24 protein-coding genes are annotated in these 22,313 nt (G+C 37.5%); all 24 read left to right on the plus strand.

Features of this window, described 5'->3' with window-relative positions; genetic code table 11:
- Positions 1-26: 26 nt before the first annotated feature.
- The 24 genes from ACX9NY_RS30785 (at position 27) to ACX9NY_RS30900 (ending at position 22,216) form a co-directional block, all read left to right on the plus strand.
- Positions 27-380 (plus strand): hypothetical protein, encoded by a 354-nt coding sequence (locus ACX9NY_RS30785; protein WP_472480058.1) that lies wholly within the window; start codon positions 27-29, stop codon positions 378-380.
- A gap of 193 nt (positions 381-573) precedes the next feature.
- Positions 574-1,131, plus strand: a complete 558-nt coding sequence (locus ACX9NY_RS30790; RefSeq protein ID WP_472480060.1) for a hypothetical protein — start codon at positions 574-576, stop codon at positions 1,129-1,131.
- 765 nt (positions 1,132-1,896) lie between these two features.
- The gene (locus tag ACX9NY_RS30795) at positions 1,897-2,046 is read left to right on the plus strand and encodes a hypothetical protein (RefSeq protein WP_472480062.1); all 150 of its coding nucleotides are present in this window, start codon (positions 1,897-1,899) and stop codon (positions 2,044-2,046) included.
- Positions 2,047-2,545: 499 nt separating this feature from the next.
- A complete protein-coding gene (locus tag ACX9NY_RS30800) occupies positions 2,546-3,244 on the plus strand; it encodes a hypothetical protein (RefSeq protein WP_472480064.1) in 699 nt (232 codons plus the stop codon).
- A 52-nt stretch (positions 3,245-3,296) separates the two neighbouring features.
- Entirely contained in the window at positions 3,297-4,289 is a 993-nt protein-coding gene (locus tag ACX9NY_RS30805; protein WP_472480066.1) for a TIR domain-containing protein, read from the plus strand.
- A 1-nt stretch (position 4,290) separates the two neighbouring features.
- A complete protein-coding gene (locus tag ACX9NY_RS30810) occupies positions 4,291-4,527 on the plus strand; it encodes a hypothetical protein (RefSeq protein ID WP_472480068.1) in 237 nt (78 codons plus the stop codon).
- A 215-nt stretch (positions 4,528-4,742) separates the two neighbouring features.
- Positions 4,743-5,843: a COG1361 family protein gene (locus ACX9NY_RS30815; protein WP_472480070.1), complete on the plus strand. Its 1,101-nt coding sequence runs from the start codon at positions 4,743-4,745 to the stop codon at positions 5,841-5,843.
- An 84-nt stretch (positions 5,844-5,927) separates the two neighbouring features.
- Complete coding sequence (locus ACX9NY_RS30820) at positions 5,928-6,515, plus strand: hypothetical protein (RefSeq protein ID WP_472480072.1); 588 nt, start codon at positions 5,928-5,930, stop codon at positions 6,513-6,515.
- A gap of 15 nt (positions 6,516-6,530) precedes the next feature.
- A complete protein-coding gene (locus ACX9NY_RS30825; RefSeq protein WP_472480074.1) occupies positions 6,531-9,713 on the plus strand; it encodes a hypothetical protein in 3,183 nt (1,060 codons plus the stop codon).
- A 252-nt stretch (positions 9,714-9,965) separates the two neighbouring features.
- On the plus strand, positions 9,966-10,994 hold the full coding sequence (locus ACX9NY_RS30830; protein ID WP_472480076.1) for a phosphoadenosine phosphosulfate reductase domain-containing protein: 1,029 nt from the start codon (positions 9,966-9,968) through the stop codon (positions 10,992-10,994).
- A gap of 1,433 nt (positions 10,995-12,427) precedes the next feature.
- On the plus strand, positions 12,428-12,811 hold the full coding sequence (locus tag ACX9NY_RS30835; RefSeq protein WP_472480078.1) for a hypothetical protein: 384 nt from the start codon (positions 12,428-12,430) through the stop codon (positions 12,809-12,811).
- Between the two features lie 162 nt (positions 12,812-12,973).
- Positions 12,974-13,243, plus strand: coding sequence for a DivIVA domain-containing protein (locus tag ACX9NY_RS30840; protein ID WP_472480080.1), 270 nt, complete (start codon positions 12,974-12,976; stop codon positions 13,241-13,243).
- 196 nt (positions 13,244-13,439) lie between these two features.
- The gene (locus tag ACX9NY_RS30845) at positions 13,440-13,841 is read left to right on the plus strand and encodes a hypothetical protein (protein ID WP_472480082.1); all 402 of its coding nucleotides are present in this window, start codon (positions 13,440-13,442) and stop codon (positions 13,839-13,841) included.
- On the plus strand, positions 13,834-14,061 hold the full coding sequence (locus ACX9NY_RS30850) for a hypothetical protein (protein ID WP_472480084.1): 228 nt from the start codon (positions 13,834-13,836) through the stop codon (positions 14,059-14,061). Before ACX9NY_RS30845 ends, ACX9NY_RS30850 begins: the two co-directional genes overlap by 8 nt.
- Before the next feature lie 247 nt (positions 14,062-14,308).
- Positions 14,309-14,788 (plus strand): hypothetical protein, encoded by a 480-nt coding sequence (locus tag ACX9NY_RS30855; RefSeq protein WP_472480086.1) that lies wholly within the window; start codon positions 14,309-14,311, stop codon positions 14,786-14,788.
- A complete protein-coding gene (locus tag ACX9NY_RS30860; protein ID WP_472480088.1) occupies positions 14,751-15,302 on the plus strand; it encodes a hypothetical protein in 552 nt (183 codons plus the stop codon). Before ACX9NY_RS30855 ends, ACX9NY_RS30860 begins: the two co-directional genes overlap by 38 nt.
- Positions 15,303-15,394: 92 nt before the next feature.
- The gene (locus tag ACX9NY_RS30865; protein WP_472480090.1) at positions 15,395-15,958 is read left to right on the plus strand and encodes a hypothetical protein; all 564 of its coding nucleotides are present in this window, start codon (positions 15,395-15,397) and stop codon (positions 15,956-15,958) included.
- A 4-nt stretch (positions 15,959-15,962) separates the two neighbouring features.
- Positions 15,963-16,553, plus strand: coding sequence for a hypothetical protein (locus tag ACX9NY_RS30870; RefSeq protein WP_472480092.1), 591 nt, complete (start codon positions 15,963-15,965; stop codon positions 16,551-16,553).
- A 192-nt stretch (positions 16,554-16,745) separates the two neighbouring features.
- Positions 16,746-17,381: a hypothetical protein gene (locus tag ACX9NY_RS30875; protein WP_472480094.1), complete on the plus strand. Its 636-nt coding sequence runs from the start codon at positions 16,746-16,748 to the stop codon at positions 17,379-17,381.
- Between the two features lie 35 nt (positions 17,382-17,416).
- Positions 17,417-18,082, plus strand: coding sequence for a hypothetical protein (locus ACX9NY_RS30880; protein WP_472480096.1), 666 nt, complete (start codon positions 17,417-17,419; stop codon positions 18,080-18,082).
- Positions 18,083-18,176: 94 nt separating this feature from the next.
- Positions 18,177-19,526: a hypothetical protein gene (locus ACX9NY_RS30885; protein ID WP_472480098.1), complete on the plus strand. Its 1,350-nt coding sequence runs from the start codon at positions 18,177-18,179 to the stop codon at positions 19,524-19,526.
- A gap of 699 nt (positions 19,527-20,225) precedes the next feature.
- Positions 20,226-20,771, plus strand: a complete 546-nt coding sequence (locus ACX9NY_RS30890; protein ID WP_472480100.1) for a hypothetical protein — start codon at positions 20,226-20,228, stop codon at positions 20,769-20,771.
- A gap of 248 nt (positions 20,772-21,019) precedes the next feature.
- The gene (locus ACX9NY_RS30895; protein WP_472480102.1) at positions 21,020-21,493 is read left to right on the plus strand and encodes a hypothetical protein; all 474 of its coding nucleotides are present in this window, start codon (positions 21,020-21,022) and stop codon (positions 21,491-21,493) included.
- A gap of 282 nt (positions 21,494-21,775) precedes the next feature.
- The gene (locus ACX9NY_RS30900) at positions 21,776-22,216 is read left to right on the plus strand and encodes a hypothetical protein (RefSeq protein WP_472480104.1); all 441 of its coding nucleotides are present in this window, start codon (positions 21,776-21,778) and stop codon (positions 22,214-22,216) included.
- Positions 22,217-22,313: the final 97 nt, after the last annotated feature.

Consider the following 22,313-nt stretch of genomic DNA (forward strand, 5'->3'; position numbering starts at 1 on the left):
GAATAACTCCCGAGAGGATGTTTCAAATGGGCGATGAAAGCCTCAACCCAACAAATGAAAATGAATGTACATTATTAATCGATATGAATACGACAGAAGGTAAAGAGTTAGTGAAAGAATCTTTAATCCATCGGGAATTGACACATTTTCCAAGTGAAATGAAGACCTCTCTTTATAACCCTTTAGAAATTGAAAGTTACGATTATCAGTTAACTTTACTCGATGTACTTGGCCCTAACCTCACACTGAAGTCTTACAGCACTGTTTACGAGAATACCGGCGTTTCCTTTGAACAATATCAGGCTGCACAGAAGACAGTATCAGTGATGAAGGAGTTATATGAGTGTATTAAGGATTCTTTCAATCATTACTCGATTTAAAATTAGATTGATATAATTACCACTAAAAATAGAGGAGTGATTTATCATTTTAGAGTTACCAACTATTATCACTACAATATTTGTTGTGATAGCAATTACGTTAAAGTTGTTTCGGAGAAAGTATTTTGTAGCTTTCCTCTTTGGACTGTTCACCGGAAGTTTTCTAGTATACAGCGTATCCACATATTATGGCGTGGGTAATGCAACACTCTCTTTTTGGCCATTTATATCCCTTACCGTTTTATATATCATTTACCTTATTTTCGACTTCGTTAGAGAAAAAAAGAAGAAAAAATCTAAAATACGATTTTCTTCGCGTGATTTACATTCTTTCATTGTGGGCAGCACTGGTACTGGTAGAAGAAGAGTCAACCTAATATTCTATGCTTTGGATTTAGCCAGGGAGGGGAATCAGGTTCACTATGTAAACCTTACTAAAAAAGGCGAAAAGCTTTCAGCTATAAATAATAATCAAAATCTTATTGTATATAATAATGATAATTCTCAACTAGTTATTGAAGATTTAACTAGGGTGCTTAAAAATCGGATGTTACTACTTAATGAAGACGATAAATTACTTGAAACCTTGTCTGAAATTTATCTGATTTACGACGAAGGTAATAATGATCAATACCTCTTTGAATCCTTGTACAATCTTATAAACGAATATAAAGATGTTCTTAAAAATCTCAAGATCGCATTCGTTGTCTCTTCAGAAGATGCTTCTGCTTCTCCAAAGCTCTTCTCCTGAAATATCTAGTGCTACAATTAGTTTTGGAATACATCGAAATTATACTATTAGTAAAAATAAACAATATCGAGGTGCGAAATGATCATCTGGAAACGAATAAATTTAATCTATGGTTGGATTTTATGCTTGGGTAGTATCCAAATAACGTACAACATACTTGCACCGATATACCTGAAGAGTGATCTTAAGGATTTTATTGTTGCATTCTTAATATCATATGCTGGAGGAGTATTATTCCATGGTATCGTGCTGTTTTTGTACCACATGTTCGGAACCAATCGATTGAAATTTTTAAAAGCATCTCTATACACTCTAATAGGACCTATTTTAAGTCTCCCCATGTTAGTAATGACCTTAGAGACGAAAATTGGTTTCACCTTGTTTTTTGTATTGTTTGTGAGCCTTCTCCTTCAAAGAATCAATTGGAAATACGTAAATTTTATCATCGAAGATCTCAAAGTTTCATTTTACCCACACCTCAAGAACGGGTTCAATGAATTTCTAGATACGAGAGAACAAAGAAAACATGACGTAAAGAATTAGTTGATTTTAGAGAGAGGTTTCAATTATAATGCCATCATACAAACTTTATTCTCTCTTTAGGCATCGTCATGCGACTCACATGCCTGTTCATTTTCTAAAATACACTTTTGTTCGTTGTGTTTCCTGTGGAGATTTTTAATTCAGGGATTACTACAAACTAAAAGTGTATTTTTTTTATCGCTAACACTAGAAAACTACTATTTAAAATGGAGGAATTTAATTATGCGTAAAAAAAGTGGAATTGTTATGGGTTATATTTTAAAGGTATCAATGCTAGCAACTGTTGGTTACCTGGGAATTCTATATTGCCAATGGGGAACTGAATTTAATACTCAACTTATGTCTCAGATGATTGAAAATTATTCAAGATAAAAAGAGTGTGAGCCACAGAATTTTTAGGGCTCACACTCTTTTTCATTTCAAGAAAAATAACCATTATTTATGTTTGTGATATACTTCAGTGTAGTGATAAGAGCAGCAATATATGAAAAAAGAGAGAAGATATTTGTATAAATCCAACCTTGAAGGAGTGTTTCTTTTGTATTGGCCTGTTCCTACCTTTACACTGATCGCATTAGTTATTATCATCGGATTTAGCTTTCATTCATTCTCAAAAGACAAGCTTAAACAGCCGTTAATTACGCATTTTTTTCGAAAATTGCTTTTAACTGGTGTTGTGCTCTTGTCGTTTGCGGGCATTTGGACAATCGTTCTAAGTACATTCAATAATATTTACATATTGATATTCATAGGAACTACGTTATCAGCACTTTATCTATTAATCGTTTTTAGTTATTGGAAGAAGAGCGAAGATCTAATAAGCAACTTCTTAAAGAAATTGAATTTGAAATTATAAAGCGAGGCGATTGAATTGGCATCTGAATTAGCAGTTTTGAGGTATACCGATGATCTGGGAAGAACTTTAACGATTCCTCTAACCGTTCCACAAATCCAAGAGTGGTTTGAGTGTTTCAAAAACCATAAACCATTCATAGTTTATCTTAGTGATCAAATCAGAGGAGTTAATCCCTCTAAGATAATTGATTGGACTATTGCAGGGGTTTCTCCTGATTTGAAATCAATGAAACGTACCAGTGTTGCAGATATCACCTGGGAAAGCGGGAAACCTATTGTGAAACAGGAGAGAGTGGTACCCTCCACCACGAAAGAAAATAATCCTGAATCTTCAGTTCAGAATGAGACTCCCCCTTTAAAAACCGGACCTACAATCACCGAAGAAAAAACAGACACTTCTAATGGGAAGATATTTCATAAAAAAGAGACTCTTTTTAAAGTGGAATGTAAATGTGGCGAAGAATATACATTTTACAATTTCAGAAGGAGCACTCGGAGTGGGTGCGTTCACTGCAACCAGATTGTTGTCGTTGATTATAGTCCAGGTCTGATCGAAACGGATCAAGGAGAAGCGTGGCTTATGACAAATAAGTACTGGGTTAATAAACAAACTCACCCAGATGACCGAGTCAAAGAAACACTACCTTCCACCGATTTCAAGACAGACGTTATGAAAAATGAACTTACCAAATGGAGTGCTAAAAATCAAAAGTAGACTTTTCTCATCACAATAATCCAATGTAATCATAAAGGAGACATCTAAATATATGAACAACAGAAAACCCCGTGTTTTTATTGGGAGTTCTAGAGAAGCAATTCCTTACGCTAACGCCATTGCAAAGGCACTTGAACATGCCGAAACTGAAGTAAGTCCATGGTATGCAGGTGTTTTTAATGTGAACGATTACACCATGGAAGCTCTTGATCGCAACTTAAAAACAAATGATTTTGGTGTATTTGTTTTTGCTCCAGATGATATAGCCTTAATGCGAGATAAGCCCGTATTTATCACCCGCGATAATACATTATTTGAAATGGGACTTTTTTGGGGACGATTAGGACGCAACAGAGTATTTGGAATAGTTCCTAAAAACCTCAAGACAAAATCTGAACTGCTTCCAAATGCAGAATTTCACATCATGTCTGATCTATCCGGATTAACCTTACCTTCTTATGATGCAGGTCGGTCTGATGGAAACTTAGACGCAGCTGTTCAAACAGCATGTTCGGATATCATCTATGCCATCAAAAAGGAGAGTCTTTTTAAAGACCCTGAGCAAGAGGAGCAGAGGAACCATAGTGTACTACAGTTTTTTTGGGATTATTTCAAAGGGGTAAATTTACTCAGTGAGCATGATACATATAATGCTTATGCAGATGCGATACGCAACTCATTTCTCCCTCCTGACGGATTCAAAGTAACGGGAGCAGCCGTATGGAAGAAGTCGGATGAGTTCATGAGACAAGTTGGGGGTAATGTTGGGCGAAATCGGGAGTATCATTTAAATGATAATGATAACAAGAGCGATGGAGAAAAATCCATCATGGTTCTGGAGTGTTTAAAAACCAAGACATACACATTTTTTAATACTCCAGGAATTGCTGCTGTATCAGTTCTATGTTATCCTTTAGGCAAAGAACATGTTCTCTCTGTCCATATCTCCGGGAGAGAAAACTTAATTGACCATAACTTCATTGAAATTGTAGAGAACAATAACTTGTTACTAAATACAATCCGACACATGATTGGAGGAGAGTAATATGAAGAAAAAGACCAAGCAAAAACAAACGGTAGCCGTATTCAGCAAGGGCCGGTACGTCGGAAAACTTAGTCAGTCTAGTAGTAAAAAAATACAGAGAGTTTCTATCAAAGAAATGGCTACTCTTTCTAAGGGACGTACGCTATACTCTGGACCATCCACTGGTGATACAGATCAAACCTTTATAAAAGTGTTTAGTGCGCCGGTAAATGATCAAAAACCGTTCTTCGTAAAATAAACTTTAATGAACCAGGTTACTCTGATGTAACCTGGTTCTTTTTGTCGTGCATAAAAATAGACACATTCTTTGAATACTCGTATAATAAGTTTAATTGAAGACTGTCCACAAAGAGGAAGCACCTCAAATTACGCGATAATCGTGTGATTTGAGGTGCTTTTTTTGTTTTATTTGTTTCAACACAATATTCAAATTCAGAAGGGATATATTCTACCATGAAAAATTTATTCGCTCGATCCATTGCAATGATGTCTTTAGTACTTTTATTCACCTCACTATTTTCCAATTACTCTTACGCACTATCTTTGACACCTGAAACCAATTTCATTTTGTCCCCGATCAAGAGTGCAGAGCAATCCATTGGGCACTATGTAGATCAGATTACGCCAGGTACGCAAAGAAAATATACCTTCTATGCGACCAACATATCTAAGAAAACCATAACTTTAAAGAGTTATCCAGCAGATGTCCTTCCAGATGAAAATGGAGGCAGAGGATTCTCACTCAGTAATAAAAAGCCAACAGCAATGGGAACTTGGATGTCCCCACAAGGCGTCCAGGAATTCAAGCTTAAGCCCAAAGAAAAGAAACAGATTAGTTTCGAAGTAAACGTGCCAAAAGATTTAGAACCAGGGCAGTACATTGCCGTAGCAGCCGTGGAGGAGTCTACCTTAGCAGAAAGTCAAAGCGTTACTGCTGATGCCAAGGAAGCTAAACTTGCTGCCGATATCGATAATCGCCGTGGAGTACAAATGATCATGGAATACCAAAAAGAAAGTTCTCATCACGAAATGTCTATTGACACCTTTACACATGAGTACATAACGGATGGTTCTTCCAAGATTACCGTTCAGCTTTCTAATAAGGGAACCATTTTGGAAAGGCCAGTTGGCCGCATTATTGTCAAAGACTCTAAAGATAGTGTTGTTTTCAGCGAAGGATATAACGCGGATTCAATATACAGCAAAACTACTGCAAAAATGGTCTATTCGTTAAATGATAGTATTCTTTGGCCAGGGCAGTACACCGCGTACTACGAAGCAACATTTGCTGGACAAACAATCAGTAGAACTTTTGATTTCACAGTAACAGAAGAGGAGAATCAGCGGTCTTTAGAAAATCGACAACTAGCCGGTTCTCTTCAGATCAACAATTCATTTGGAGACTGGCTGAAAGCACATATGTGGGTGATGTATCTGTTTATCTTTGTTGTGCTTCTAATTCTTGGATTATTGTTATTCCTCATCATTCTGTTATGGAAACGAAGAAAAGAAAAAGATAAAAAGAAACCTAGTCCCACTTCACAGCATGCCTAGTAGTTACTACAAGGTAAAGGGGGTGATGACCGTGTAGAACATGTCTAAAAATCTAACAAATAAAATTGGGAGGTAATAAAAGCAATGAAGAAAATGTTAGTTTCGGCCGCTTTAGCTGTACTTATGGCACTGCCAGCCGTCTCTGCTTCAGCTGAAGAGGTAGAAAAAGAAGTTCAAGTATCTGGTGGTTCGCTTCAGGTCACCCAGACCAAGCTCCAGTTTTCAGACGTAACCTTGAAAGTAAGAGATCAACAAAAATCCTTTGCTTCGAGTCTCACTCACGTCATTGATAATCGAGGAAATGGAGCTGGATACGGATATAGCGTTGCAGCAACCGATTTTGAAACGGAAGTTACTATTAATGGACAAACACAGAAGTTCAGAATTCCGGCTTCATCTATCCGATTCACCACTTCGTTAAAAGATACCATCACAGGTGTTCCAGTAGATTTTACTACTAATGGTGTTTTGGCTAACAATGAAGTGCTATCGGACACACCGAGAACCATGTTTAAGGTAGATCCTGGATTTGGTCAAGGTGCTTATGACTTTCAGGTTGATTACGTTCTGAATCTTCCACAAAAGATTCAATCTGCTGATGGAAAAGAAATTGGGGTATTGGCAGGTACTTATAAAGCTAAATTCACTTACACAGCAACTTCAGGAATTTAAGGAGGGGTAAATCTCTTGGAAAAGAATGAGAAGAAAAAGAAAAATAAGTTCAGTATTCGATGGAAGCGAAGTCTGAGCGTAACGTTGGTCGCAGCACTTTTAATAGGAAGTCTTTCCTTTGCTGATTCTGGTCCTAAAGCTCAAGCGGCTGAATATTCAAAGATTGTAGGACTAGAATCTTTTGACTATAGAAGCTCATACAGTGGTGGGACGGATGCTACACAATACATCGCTAAACTGGATGATGGTAGTAGTTTTATTTTGCCCTATTATGCAGTTGCCGATATTAAAGTCATCGGTAAGAACGTGAAGAAATACCGGCGTGCAGGTACCCAAGAGATCGATTCCAGAACGACTTACTCCGTAGAACTGACCCACAGTGGAGAATTATTTATAACCGAAGGTCCAAATGGTACACCAAAAAAGGTCTTAGAAGGTGTTAAGGATTTCGAGATGTTACCAAGCGAGTATTCTCTGGCTAATGCTAGTTTCTACGCCCTTATGAACGATGATACGGTACAAGCATGGGGGAGAGGTTCTGCAGGAGAACTGGGCATTGGGTATAAACAAGATAAGGCCGTGCCAACGGAAGTGGTAGACCCCGCAACAGGAGATCCAATTGAAAATGTGCGTAAAATCTTCCAATTAGGTAAAGATCACGCATTTAATAGAGGAGTATTGTTGGTCACAGACACAGAAGTTTACTTAATTGGTAGGGCCTTTGGGAAGGATTCCTTTTCAGGAGCAAAACCATTAAAGCTTGATTTCTTCCCTGCATTCCAAAATGCAGATTTTGAGTTAAAGTTTATGGAGAATGTTGCTAGCGCTATAACGTACGTTGAGAGATATTATAACGTTGATAGATTGTCTTCAACAGAGCGACTGATATTCACTATTCAAGGAAAAGAATATGTAATGACTAGCTTATTCGAAGAAGAGAAGAATCCAGCTAACAATGACGCTGTGACAGATCTTAGTAAATCATCTTTGATTCCTGTTCCTGAAGGTATCAAAACTTCTGAGCTGGTGAGATCATCAGCATATTTCATATCAGACAACAGCTTTGGTACAAGTAAAGTTCTAAGTACCGGCTATACCCAACTGAGTAATGGTGTATTAACTTATTGGGGAACTACAACTCCAACTTTTGGAGGGAGGTATGCTGCTTTTGAGGCTACACCTAGAACAATAGCCACAGGAGTCAAGTCTGTTTCTAACGCGTCAATAGGTAATTTCTTTTATTTGAGGAATAATAACGTTTATGGTTTCGGTCCTAATGCCGGGGGAAGGCTCGGCGTTTTAGGAGGAGTTCAGGAAAGTCCTGTACGGATAACTGGAACCAATAACGAGGTGAAAAATGTTAAAGAATTAGTCGTTGGAAATAACGGTACCTATGCATTGAAGGACGACAATTCGGTAGTTACTTGGACGGATAGCACAAACTTTAAGACCTTTGACAAGAAATTCTTAACTTTGTTCGAGGCAAAGAAGAACTTCACGTACAACAAAACTATTTTCGGAATCGGCGAAGACCGAAGATTATATCTTATAGATGGGCAGAGATACTATGAATTAGGTAAAGGTGTGTTACCTGATATGGTGTCTAAAGATTATGTGGCACCCGTCACCGCTCCAGACAAACCAATTTTATCAGCTAAAGAACAAGACAAGTTTAACCAGTCTGTAGTATCTATTAATTTCGGTTCTACTGGAGACATTGCAACAAAACAGTATCAAATCAACAGTGGAGGATGGTTGGATTACACAGGCGATATCCTGGTTACTCAAGTTGGTAAGGTGACTATTCACGCACGATCCGCAGATAGTAAAGGAAACATCAGTGAAGTTGGAGAATTAACTCTCACCAGCGACCCGATTATCATCACAACAGGGCACCCAAAAATCGAAAAAATTTCTCCGGATGAGTTTAAAATCAGCGCTGAAGCAACAGGAAGCATAAAGGTACAGGTCAAAGTCGACGGCGCTGCATGGCAAGACTTCAATTTGGCCAATAACCTTTTATTGTCTTCAGGCGATCATACTGTCGAAGTGCGATTGTTAAATGACCGTGATCAAGAGCTACTCAACAAGTCCTTTAATGTAACAGCAGATAACTCGGCACCAGTAACCGTTGGTAAACCGTCTGTCACGCAAAAAGGACTTAATAGACAATTCGGACTTGATATTGAAATTTCTTATGATGCTTCAGAAGGAGAAGCACTGTACTCCATTGATGGTGGGCAGTGGATTGCAACTACTGGTTCGTTCAGCGTATCCAACGCAGCTCATACCATCCAGGCTAAAGTAGTGACCGCAGCTGGTAAAGAGAGTGAAGTGACAGAGTTTATAACTACAGTCGCTCAGCCGAAAATTACGGTAAATGCAGACCAGGTTTCAATCGATCTGGGTATCAACACAAGTGATGTTACTGTGCATTACAAAGACAGCAATAATCAGTGGGTAGAGTATACTGGCCCAGTAAACTTCGATCCTGGCACACATAACATTGAGATTGAAGTAAGAGACAACACGGGTACACCAGTATTTAATGGAGGCCCATACACAGTTACGGTAACTGATCCTAATCCGAGTAATCCTGGTGATGGTGGAACTACACCACCTGTTGATCCAGGTCCCGCTACACCAATCAGCGATGAAGATGTTGATTTCACAGTACATTCAGGAGGTTTAAGTGGCCGCTTTGAAGGTATCGATCTTTCTACCATTGTGATCGACTCTACAAATCCTTACCAACAGATTAACTCTGTCTCTAACGCATTTATTGACGACAGTACCGGTCGTGCAGGGGGTTGGCAGTATTCGTTACAGATTACTGATTTCGTATCCGAACCGATGTACGATAGCAGTACGCAAGAAAAAGGGCTTGTCGTTAGCATTCCAACTAATTCATTCAGTGTGAATGTTGGTTCTACTAAAACCCTTGCTGGACCAGAAAACCAATTATCTAATGTAGGTAAAAAGGTATTCTCCACGGAAGCACAAGTACTTGCGCTGGCCAATCCATTCGAGGGAATGGGTTATTATCAAATTCCATTGAATTTTACAATGAGTGTACCTGACCGTGTTAAAGTCGTTAAGTCTTCAGACGGCAGTAAGTATGCACCCGGTCAAGATACTGGATTGATGGCAGGGGTGTACAAATCGACATTTACTTTCACATTGACATCTGGTATTTAAGTTGATCAAAAAAAGAACAGACCTTCAGAGGTCTGTTCTTTTTTATAAGCATACCTAATTTGCCGGCTCATTCATAAAATGATAGCATGACTATATTAAACGAATAGAATTCAGGCTCATGCATGCGCAAACGAGTCATATCAAGCACGTTATAATTTTTAATCCACATTCGGTGAAACTTTACCATTGTGATTAACTTGTAATGTGCTTTTTTGCGTCTAAAAACAAATACATTAGGAGGAATACATCAGAATGAATACTACAGGTGTAGAAACTATGAAATTACATAATAAACAAATTCAAAACCACATCATTTTCTTCAGTGGAGGTACAGCAAGTTTTGCTGTTGCTGCCTGGGTCAAAAAAAAGCACCCGAATGACAACATCCTTCTCTACTTTACCGACACACTTTGGGAATCTGAAGACCTATACCGTTTTAATAATGAAGTCTCAGATAAGTTGAAGTTACCCTTGCTGACACATTCCTCAGGTCTGAATCCAGTAATGCTGCAATTTGAGAAGAAATTAATATTTAATAACATGATCGGGGATTGTAGCAAAATTCTTAAAATGAAGGTGGCGTCTGATTTCCTAAAGAAACACTTAAAGCCTCAGATAGAAAAGTGGAGAAACAAAGAATACCTGATAAACGAGGATTTCGTAAAAAACGCTACTCTATACTTTGGGATAGGCTTTGATGAAATGCATCGAGAAGGGCCTATTACAAAAAAATGGGCACCTTTTAAAGTAGATTTCCCCCTTATTACCCACAACATATGGAAAGATAAGTTGCTTCAGGAATACGACATCAAGCAGCCCATTCTTTACGATTTCGGATTTTCCCACAACAACTGTAATGCTAGATGTGTAAAAGCTGGTCAGGGGCACTATAAGCTAGTTAAAGAACGCATGCCAGATGTCTTTAAAAAAATCATGGAACAAGAGCACCATCTGAAAATATGTGTCTCGGCCTACCGCTATATTATTAATAATAAGGTTCCTGAACAAGACCGTATTCCTGAAGATGTCCAAGTTATTATGCTTCAAGAACTTGATGATGCATACCGCGATTATTTTTACGATCGTGCACCTAAACCAAAAACATATGTTCATCCTGCAGGGAGCGCAGTTAGTGAATACATGAAAATACAACAGTACAGTTTTATGAAGAAAAATGGAGCTCCTTATCCAATAAGAGATCTTCACTATGATGTTGAAAACAACATGCAGATGGATCTATTCGACATAGGAGGCTGCGGTTGTTTTCTGGAAGTAAACTAAATTACTTGATCAAAATCACAGCACCCTAGTGTTGTGATTTTGTTTTTCTCAAGAGAAACGAGAACCAAGTACAAACGTATTACCGAGTAGGCAGAGAGGGGGTGAACAATAGGTGAAAAACTCACAGAAACTTTTGAATAAAACGTACATTATTGAACAGAAGAAATTGAGCACGAGCATGATTATATTATCAATAGCATCTATTTTACTCACGATAACAGCTAAACATGTATACACCCAGTTCCCACATACATGGAGCGAGTTTGGCCCTAGTACTGGATTCATGGCTTTACAAGTTTTAATTGTATTCGCTAGTCTAATCCTAGCAAAACGTCATTACATTTTCGATTTGAAACTAGGAACAAACAAGAACACTTCGCATCGAATATTTGCGATCATGAGAATTATCATACCCTTAGGGACCATGATTTTCGGGTTCATTTTCTGGTTTAATCTCTATTTAACGCCAGCAACATGTCTCATTTTCTTGATCTATGAATTTAGTGGAAAAGAAGAGTAGCTTTATCACTTTTAAGTTCCTTCTATAGATACATAAATAGTAATTTTAACTTAAGCCGCCCTGCGGCTTTTTTTAGTGCCATTACTCGATTTCCTTGAAATCGTATATTCTATGCGGAGGTAGACTAAAATAAATCTCTGCATAAATGAATTTGAGTAAAGTAACTAGTAGAATTATATGAGACCTAATTTAAACGGATCGGAGCAAATCGGAATAACTATGAATGAGTATTTGAGTAAACACATGGCCTACAACATTGAGCATTATCTCTGCAAAGGAGTTACAGTGACGAGATTCAGAAAAACAAACAAGCAAGTACGAAACAGAATCTTATACGCGATATTACTATCTAAGAACATCAAATTTAGTGAATTGGCCGATTTAATCGGCGTCACTAGTAGAAGTATAAACTACTGGGTAATTGATGGAGTTATTCCTAGTTTGAAACGAAGACGTCAAGTATGCTCTGTTCTAGGTTATCCTGATCATGTTCTGTTTAACAAAGAAATTAAATATAGCCACCCTATCATTTGTATACCTCAAGCATCAAAATACCACAAGGGAGTCACAGCAAGGAGTCAGGTTACAAATGAAATACTTCATGGCTTACTTATTCTATACAATATTTCGACAACTGATTATGCACACTGGATTGATTTGCATCCAGGTACTGTCCGAAAATACTTACATACTCCTAATTTTACACCGAGTATAGAATCGCAAAGAAAAACAGCGGACTTTTTCAAAATAGCACCTCAAATTCTATATACAAAACCCGATTAAATAGACAAACTTGCACAAAAATTCAGCGTAAGGGGATTTTCAACTCATGCTCTCAAATAGAAGGGACAGATGACTCTCTCTTGAGAAACTAGTTGCTGCAATGCACCATCAATTTAAAGGAGGGATGGCTTTGAGTAAATCTTCTTCTAATAAATATTATCTTATATACATGATTTTTGCTTTGTTCTTAATAGATGCACTTCGACTCCCCCATAATGAATCAATCACTGGATGGATCGGTATTAGTTTGATAATCGCTCTAGGTATTCTTTTGAAAAGGCCGGTTGAAGCTTTTGCTGCCCGAGCTGGAACAATCAGCCCTCTCATTAGGAATATTGTTTTTCTTGAAAATATTACTGTTATCCTAATTGCATTTCAATATGAACATAACCTTTTGGTCGCTTTCATAGGAGTAATAGTAATACTCTCGACTATTTACCTTGGTACAAAGTTTAAGCCATCGAAAGGCCTAACGATTGATAATGATAAAGAACCTTCGAACCCAACTCATTAAGATGAATCGAATGTCAGAAGCACCAAATACTCTTTATTTGCATTCATAATAAAATTAATTTGTTTCATTACTCGATTATTTAAGTATCTGTTACAGTATTGACTAAGATATCTAGTGGGCAGATTGATCACATTCAATCTTGAGAAATGGAGGAAGAAAGCCTTGTATCAGATCATACAAACTAAACCGAATTTGAATGCTTTAGATGTCCACAACAAAGAATTCTCTACTAGAGTCTTGGGTTGTGACCGAGACCAAGTTAATGAGTTTATTGATACGGTCATTAAAGATTACGAATTCTTCGATAAGACTATTAAACAACTGAAAAGAGAAAATGAAGAGTTGAGAATAGCGCAACAACTGCAGGAGAATAATCTTATCGACCGAGTCAGAGAGTTGGAGATTGCTCAGTGGGGCACAAGTAAGGGATAGCATATGAGTTGGGAATATTCTAACAAATCGTTGAAAGGAGCCGAATAATGCACAGTGAGCGACCTATACCAGTGCGTATACAAGAAGCATTAATTCAATCCGTAACCAAACCACGAAAGTATGCTGTGGATCTGAGACAACTTCATATTCATGAAAAGTCTCCGACGTTCTTGCTTCCTGAAAGGTGCAGTAAAATTTGATGGACACTGATACTATCATCATTGGTATTCTCTTCATCGCTGCAATAATCACAGAACACAAAATTAACAAAGATTATAAAAGCTATCTTAGAAATAAGCTGCAGAAATGTGATCGAACCCTTGAGTTTTATGTCAAACTTGATTTCTATTTGTGGGCACTTCAAACAGATCAGATCCAATTAAAAAATCCTCCAGAAGATTTGTATGAACAGGCGATCCAATATCTACAAAGCAGTGAAATTGAGCGCTTGATGGTGATCCATTCCAAATCTAAACAAGAAATAACTCAGTTTTATACTCTTATGAAGGATAGATTAGGTATGAAAAAAGAAGAACAACAAAAGGTTTTACGTAAGATCTACGGAAAACCCAAAAAGAGGTGGAACCGAAGTGAGTGAATCAATTACTAAAAGGCTATTTCTCATAGCGTCCTGTAATTTCTCATTGGATGAATTGGAAGTGCTGATCAACACCGACTACCCCTATAAAAACGTCATATATATCAACGTCAAGGGACATGCTCCCGATAGAAAGAAGTATATCGAGAAGATAGAAAAGGTTAAACCGGACGATGTCACTTATGTGATTACGGAAGCGGCCCGGGTAGCGGAGAAATAATTGGGGTTGCACTATTGACTAGGAAGGTATAACTTACTTCCTTTTCAGTATTCAAGTTCATTCTTGTTAAAAATAAAATATAAACCAAACTCTGGAAGCACCAGAATCCCCCACGTAGGGAAGCTGTGTGCTTTTTCATATTTTGAGGAGGGAAATTACAAATGTTCAATAACAACCGCAAGAACCAGATTACAGTACACGAAACTCTTTTGGAGAATTTAATGTTCGGCTTGCTGAAATTAAACAGTTGACCGAGAGTAGAAATTTATTATCTAAACCGATGACAACATTTATCAAAAACGAGCTTTTACGCTGCAGAGCCGATGTAAATGCTCTGAAACTTGCCAATAAAGAAGTTCCTCTAGATAATTTTCATAATGAGATGGAAAAAATCTTGCTTGGGATTGAGTATAGATTAGGAATGGATGAAGAGACATTGTGGCACGGTTCCTTGTTGTCTGCTTTTTATCCGGAGCTACAAAAAAGTATAGAATCTACTAAGATCGAGATTTTTGCCGGTTTTGAGAAAACGGAGCCTGGTGATGAAGCTGACATACCTGGAATAAGTTATGGTGTTAAATTGCTTTCAGAAACTGGTGAGGAGAGTATTCATATCTTCAATTCATCTGGAGATGGTTGTCTAATGGGTGATATGGCAAATGAACGTAGAAAAAACACACTAAAATGTTGTGACTGCTGTAGTTTCGGATATCCTTCACTCCATTGACCCACGTGGACAAAACTTTAGCAGTCTTGATATCTCGATTCGTACAGACATTGAAATCGTTGGTTTTAATGTCCCAAGTGGTTGGAAGGTTCAGCAGCCACCCGCCTTACTTCCCGAGATTTATGAAGGAGATTATTACAGGGTTATTCCTCCAAGATATTTTGAATATATAATGGGCGAGAATTTGAGGAACATCCCCCTCAACGATCAGAATATAGTCATATTTTCATCAATTGAAGAGAGTTTCCCTTATGGAAGAAGAAGGGAATTTGGTGTTAAGTTCACTCAAGGTGATGAGGTTATAACAAAACTCGTGTTATTTGAAACAAACGATGAAGAGTCAGGTTTTATGGTAAGTAGCATGAACTACACTATTTTGTTTTTGGAACAATTTATTTATGTATACAAGGACATTATTCGCAAAGATTTTAGTGATTTAACGATTATGATTGAGACAGACATTGATTCTGTAGATTTGTACAATCCACATCAATTCGAAATCATAAAAAAATAAGAAGGTTAATCTCAGGATTGTGGTGAGAACATGATGGGGTCGATAATTAATCGGATCTTTGAATTAGTATATCGAATTAAGGGGACTTAGTAATGACTAAAGAAGAACTAATAGAGTCCTATAATAGTCTTAATCTAAGCTCGGACGTATTTTTAGGATTTTCCTCCTATTCAGTGAAATCAATAATCATCGGAGTAGTATTGTCTGTTTTGGCAATAGCATTTTGGTATTTTATATTCAGATATAATAAGCAGAAAATGTCTATCAAATTCATGATAGCGCTACCCGCAACCATGATTGGTATCCAGTTAATCTTTGTAATTCTATATGAAGTATTTGTTTCTCCTACCGTTAAACAGTCAGATGAGTTTGCAAAACTTCTATGGCACAGAGAAGTTTTCGTAGATAAGTATTTACCTAGTCAAGACAGGAGTAAAGTCTTAATTAGAGATTACAGGGTCCAACCTAACGGCAAGGTGAACGTAGTGCTAGATGATGGGGAATCAGCAGTTATTATAAAGGAACTCTCGAATTTCACCTATACAGAAGATGAAGACTCATATCTGGAAGCAGTTTGGGTAGATGGGTTAGAAGATTATTCAATTGAATCAGATTTCTATTCTGTAGAAGCTAAGCTTGTAAAGAAAGGTAACTAACCAAATGAACAAACAGCAATTAATAGAATCGTTCTATCAAATGAAACAATCAATCCAACCTCAAGTTGTTAACGATACAATACCTATCTGGTCTTGGGTTTGGTTATCATTAGGCGTGTGCATACTGATCGTTGTACTTATAATTCTAATAATAGCTAAGAAAGAGAAAAGCTCTGTACTTTGGAGCCAACTATTCCTTTGGTTTGTATTACCGATGTTTTCAGCTTTCTTTTTTTCTCTCAATATTTATGAAGATCATAATAGACCGGTAATACTAGATCCGTCAGAACAGATATCAATTGAAAATAGTTGGAAAATCGATGTTCTACAAGCTCAGTATCTAGACAACCTACCAAGAGAAAAATTCTATGTTATGGATTTTACTCTCAAAGCACAGAAAGGTGTGTCTGTGGTTCTGAACGTAGATAAGCCTATTGCTATCATAGATAACATACGAGACATTAAATATTTGGATATTGAAAAACCTTATGTTCAGTCTAGTTGGGTAGAAGGATTATCTGAGATTGGCTATTCAAACAACTTTTTTTATAATACAACTTTATATCTTCCTAAGGAGGAATATAAAATGAAATAAATATAGGTAGAAAGCTAAAAATCATACTAAAGATGGCCACAGAATCTCTCTGAGAGTCTGTGGCCATTTACTTCTTATACAGGGTTCAGTCCATCTTGATATTCAACATCACTTGAAGCGATTGCCTATTCATTTTTATGGTAAAATTAATCATACGCATCGAAATAAAAATCATATCAAGGAGAAAATCATTTGACGCATACAGATAAGTACATACGAATTGTGAGATACGCAAACGAGCAATTTCAGTTAAAAGAGTTCATGCTTTCAGAATACATATATCACGGTGTTGTCAACTACAGTGATCCAGTAGAAATTCAAATTGATTCCGACTCGCTTTTGACACCAAAATCCTCAACTATAGAAGCTTGTTATTGTCATTTCTATCTATTTGACACTAAGGCATTTGGCCCGAAAGGGATTATGGGAAGTAGGGAGGGGCATGACCTAAACATCGGCTACATGCCGGCAGATCAGCCTGTTTATGTCCGTGCAGTGAACGAGCATGAACAACCCTTTATGAAGTATTACAGAATGGCAGAGAATCCGTTTGATCATACGATGTACAGATTTGATGAGCAATCTACTACCGACAGATTCACTTGGGTTAAAATGAAATTGAGTGATGCTGTTCAACGTAATAAGGAGTATCTGAAGCACAACGAGGTCGTACCTGAAAAATTAAGTGAAATGTTGCTGACTACTGATAGCAAAAGTGCGCTTGTTGACGTCATACATAAAGACTTTAGCTATTCATTCCACAAAAAGTACCCACCAACTAAAGAAGAAACGAAGAAATCATTTTTCAGCAAACTTTTATTCAGATGATTCTTAAATCGTTATAAGGAGAGGACCTACCCCATATGGTTAGTAAACTTAATCAACCACCAATGAAATCAACACCGAACAAACTGCTTATTGCATTACACGAAGTGCGTCAAAAAATTCTTGTTCAACATGGGCTGGAAGTGACCATTAATATTTCAATTCATAATTGGAATTCTACGCTTCATTTGGCCGGTGTAGTTCTACAGGATATGACAGGCAACCATAAGAAGGATTGGCTGTACGGACATCTTGAGATCCCCAATAAACTCGGCAAAGGCACCCTGCATTGTTTTGAGGCTACTGGTCATGACATAAATAAGGGGCTTTGTATCACGATTTACAAACTAACGGATCAAAGAAAGCACTCACATACTCCTTCTCGTACCTCAACAAAACGATATGGGCCCGTTGCAATGGCCATTAACCAAATCCATGCAGTCTTATATAATCTTTATGGGGTCACTGCTAGAGTCAAAATTGAGAGCGAAGTTAGCTGCACAAACAAAGGGAACGCAAACGATCATTCGGAGATTACCGAAGGATTCCTAGCTGAAACGCTCTCATCAATACGTACAGGAACCAAATGGAGGGAACAGATAGAAGAGGTTCGGTTCTCCCCAACTCACGGAAGAAAGTACTTTAAACTGTTAGGTCCAAACACGGAGTTTAAAATTTCATGTTTGCTCGACAAACCAAGCTAAACACTGGGACAGTCACATCTCACTAACAGTCATCTGAACCAGGCTGAAGTGAAACTATTATTTCAAAATAACTTTTATGTATAGAGGATAATTTATGGCCACTTTAAACAACATAGCAAAAGCTTTTTTAAATTACTGTAAAAGAAAAGATTCAAGTGAGATTAGTTATTTAGACGATGTGCCGTTAAAAAACCTGATAGATAGTTTATCTACTCATCCGAGGTTTGCCGGCCGTATCTCTTTAGAGCTGACAGAGAACTACCTATGTGGATATGCTCAAGAACCTGCTATCAAACAAAAGGAGCGCTTTGATAATGATGATGCAGTTGTATTGCTGGATTCATTATCTCAATACCTTGAAAAAAATCGTATCGATAACTGGATTTTAATTCCTCTGAGGAATGCCCATCTGTCTTCCTCAGTCCGGTATAAAAATTTCTTCTTCTTGTCTGGTAATCTTGAGGAAAAGGCGAATACATTAAGAAAACTCGGTAAAATCTCAAGAATGAAGACTCAAGAAATCATGAATTACATGATGCGTAAGTCGGCTGGTTTTTTTGACCACCCAATTCTAGCAATTCGGGTAAAGGATCACTTTGAAAGTGTGCAGCAGGATGTGCAGAATCAGGCTTTTTATTCTATCGCTTTTCTCCATGCCATATATTGGGGTCAAATCTATCCAGAATACCCGTATCCACTTACAAGCCGGTTCTGGAACAAGAAAACAGATCACATGATGCTATTTGGTAAAAGAGAATTTCAGAATATGATTATCCCATTCAGAATCGATGCTAACTGTGATTTGAATCTGGATTGGCTGCTTGAAAAGAAAAAAATTAAATTGTTTGATTCTCTCTATCAAAGTCTCTTGAGTAAAAAGAGATCTACCCATTTACATGCAAAATTTCGTAGCGGTTTCAAATTTTTCAAGAAGGCTATTGAGTCTGAAGAACGAGGAGATTACTTTGAAAGACTGGGATTACCCGTTATGAACCTGGTTATTGCATCAGAGACAGTACTCTTACCCGCAAATGCACCAAAACGTTTTCAGCTGTCTTTCTTAATGCCTGGGTTAACTAAATTACCTGATTTAACTGAATCAGACGGGGCTTTACTAACGAGTGACATGTATACTTTAAGATCTGAGTATGTTCATGGAGGGACAGAAATCTATCATGATTTTGATGATGGGTTCGGGCCTGGGGAACTAACGACGAAGTATACACGGTATAAGCGTATGGTAGCCACATTATTGATCACATATCCGTACTATGAAAACCTCGTAGTAACACGTTCTGAAACGAGTTCAGTAGATATAAAAGAATGGCATGCTTACTTGCGAAGAAAGTTACGTAGGAGCAGATCCATTAATCCGGATCTCTGGGATCGTATTAAACCAATAAAGAAGAAGTGTCCTGTCTGTGGGTCTCCAATAACGAGATAGATAGCTCTCAGCTCAATTTAAGGTCATCTGCATCATGTACGGTTTACAAAAATGTTTGACACAGTAGATACGCAAAAACCCACCTCATAAGGTCGGAAGCCTGACGGTGGGTTTCGCTTGAATAGCACTATTTAGTTCATGATTGCTGTGACGTGCCACAGCCTTTCGAGTCTTATGATTCTTTACCGTTGGCGCGTACATTAAGGATAGCATAATCACTAGCACGGATCAATGACGTTAATTTAACCATTAAGATACGAATTAGGGTCAATGCAAGATATGAAATGGCTACATTTTTGAGTTGTGTATTGCATCTTCATTCACATTTAGAATCAGTAGTGTCCATAGGGGGAGAGAAGCATATCTATCACGTCTTTGCTTAAGTACAATAAGCCGATGAAGGATCTCTATCGTACCATTCCAAAACTAAAACCACTCATTCGCTTCATGAATAGCAGCTGCACTGATTTAGCTAAGTTTCCAATCAAAGCACCATTGTTAAGCAAAAACCCCTCATTAATCGGACACGCTTATGACCACTTTTTTCAACTCTATTGTCAAAGACTCAATTATTCATTGCAGGACGTAGTAGAACCTCTTGATCTTGAAGAGACCCTAGATTTACCACTCAATTTTCAGATGGACACTGTACTAAATCAGGGACTCTATGTTAGAGGCCAAAAAGCATGGGACCATGATATGACAGAACAAAGCATTGTTTGCGGTAAGATCGATCAAGCCTATCGATCAGGCTTAGACATTGATGATTTACTTTCTATTCAAGACGATGACTTTCAAGATATGGAGTCACTGATCAAAATAACACATGATACCTCTCAGTCATTCATTGGAGAATCCACATTCATATCCCGTCCGACATTTGGTTTAGAAATATCTTACCTCGTTGGAGGAGCTGACGCGGACCTCATCATAGACCAGACCCTAATAGACATTAAGGTTAACTCCAGGCTATCATTCGAAAGTTATCCTTGGCATCAACTTCTTACATATTATATTTTGGGTCAACTAACCCCAGGATTTACATCCCAAATTTCAAGACTTGCTGTATGGAATCCAAGATATGATGTCATGATGTACATTGAGATTCAGGACATAATGCAACTATTGAAATTTGATACTTTTGTTGGAGAGTTTATAAGAACACTTGAGCAGATTCATACAGACCATGGGGACCTTACAATGACGATGCGATATCTAGACCTAATTAAAAAAATGTGGAAATGACGAGAGATCCAACAACTGTTTTCTCTTCCCGCGGAATCTTCTAAGAAACACCATAAAAACGAAAGAGACTAAACTGCAACTCAACCTAAAGGAAGCAGCATTCACATTAAGTTGTGAATGCTGCTTTTTTGCAAGTTATAAACTATTCCCGCCGAAAGTTGCTGCTTGGCCTCGATAATTATATATTGTTGTTGCAAACAAAGCCAGTCAGCCACATCATTTTGATTTAATTGAAAAAGGAGAAATCAGTGAACAATTATACTCGTTTATTATCATCAGATCCTTTGTTAGCGCATCTCCAAGGTGAAGCAGGATATTCTGAATCACGATCTATTACATCTATCGATCCTGAACTACATAATTTAGTTTATAGTATGTTGCAGCGGTTCGAAGAAATAAACCTATTTAAGATAATGCTTGGACTATTTATTATAGTTCTATTCATTCAGGCTTTACGATTATTCTTCATTGTTATGTCTGGAGGTCCGCATCAGAACACTTCTAAACCAACTCCAACTTCTAAAACGAAAGTGCCAAATAAAACAAAATCTAAAAAATATCAACACGTAACTAAAAGTGATGATGGACTAGGGTACTGGGTGAAGGGCTACGGTGGCGATATGTCGTACGTACCGTTAACAGCTTTGTATCCAGAAGGTACAGATATGGATGAGGTGGAAAGACTGAAGAAGAGAGAACCACAGCAGAGTAACCGGAGTTAACTTGCTGCCGGCAACATTATAACGAAAGTTTCCGATTGCATACTTAGGGTTGAAGGGGAAGGGGATCAGATCATATATGGACATAGGTTTGATGCTATCAGATTGGTTTCTGAGATTTAATATCGGGAAAAAGGTATTACTTATACTCATTTTTATTATTTCTTTATCCATTGTATACGCTATCCAAAAAGGGATCGAATGGATCTTTTACCCTTATAAAAAGAGTTACACTGGAAAAAAATACTTTTGGCTTCGTTAAACTACATATGGAGGTTTTTCTAATTGGGAGATTATACTGAGTTGAAAACCAATTTTCATTTAAAATGCACGACACCCACTGAGATAATCGATTTATTACAGTATATTGCTAATGAAGAATCTGACATTCCAGCTCTACCAGAACACAGCCTTTTCAAGTGTCCCCGATGGAAAGAAATATTTGACAGCACTTCTTCCAGCATCAATATTGAAAGCTGTGCTGAAGTAAACAATACCGACACCAGATATCATATCCATACGCAATCTAACTTTAAAAACTATAGTCGGGAAGTCCAACTATTCTGGGACTGGATTTCTCCTTACATTGACAGTCCAGTAGGCAAACAGTTGGGGGAGATTACTACAGACGATACTTTCGAAGTTATAATTATGGAAGATAACCATACTGTAGTATTTCTAAGGCAAGATAAGAAAGAAGATCATTGCTTTTGGGAGGGAATATAGTACTCATGCAAAACGTTACTACCGCCTATTTCATACTTAATGGATTCATTGCAATTTACGAACTTTTTATGTTTTTCTCTGAAAAGAAAAAAGTACC

The organism is Paenibacillus sp. CB74, assembly GCF_055687625.1.

Excerpts from the sequence above, each read along its gene's own strand:
- ACX9NY_RS30785 (WP_472480058.1), top strand. The coding sequence starts at position 27 with ATGGGCGATGAAAGCCTCAACCCAACAAATGAAAATGAATGTACATTA.
- ACX9NY_RS30795 (WP_472480062.1), top strand. The coding sequence starts at position 1,897 with ATGCGTAAAAAAAGTGGAATTGTTATGGGTTATATTTTAAAGGTATCA.
- ACX9NY_RS30805 (WP_472480066.1), top strand. The coding sequence starts at position 3,297 with ATGAACAACAGAAAACCCCGTGTTTTTATTGGGAGTTCTAGAGAAGCA.
- ACX9NY_RS30810 (WP_472480068.1), top strand. The coding sequence starts at position 4,291 with ATGAAGAAAAAGACCAAGCAAAAACAAACGGTAGCCGTATTCAGCAAG.
- ACX9NY_RS30815 (WP_472480070.1), top strand. The coding sequence starts at position 4,743 with ATGAAAAATTTATTCGCTCGATCCATTGCAATGATGTCTTTAGTACTT.
- ACX9NY_RS30820 (WP_472480072.1), top strand. The coding sequence starts at position 5,928 with ATGAAGAAAATGTTAGTTTCGGCCGCTTTAGCTGTACTTATGGCACTG.
- ACX9NY_RS30830 (WP_472480076.1), top strand. The coding sequence starts at position 9,966 with ATGAATACTACAGGTGTAGAAACTATGAAATTACATAATAAACAAATT.
- ACX9NY_RS30865 (WP_472480090.1), top strand. The coding sequence starts at position 15,395 with ATGACTAAAGAAGAACTAATAGAGTCCTATAATAGTCTTAATCTAAGC.
- ACX9NY_RS30870 (WP_472480092.1), top strand. The coding sequence starts at position 15,963 with ATGAACAAACAGCAATTAATAGAATCGTTCTATCAAATGAAACAATCA.
- ACX9NY_RS30880 (WP_472480096.1), top strand. The coding sequence starts at position 17,417 with ATGGTTAGTAAACTTAATCAACCACCAATGAAATCAACACCGAACAAA.
- ACX9NY_RS30885 (WP_472480098.1), top strand. The coding sequence starts at position 18,177 with ATGGCCACTTTAAACAACATAGCAAAAGCTTTTTTAAATTACTGTAAA.
- ACX9NY_RS30890 (WP_472480100.1), top strand. The coding sequence starts at position 20,226 with ATGACAGAACAAAGCATTGTTTGCGGTAAGATCGATCAAGCCTATCGA.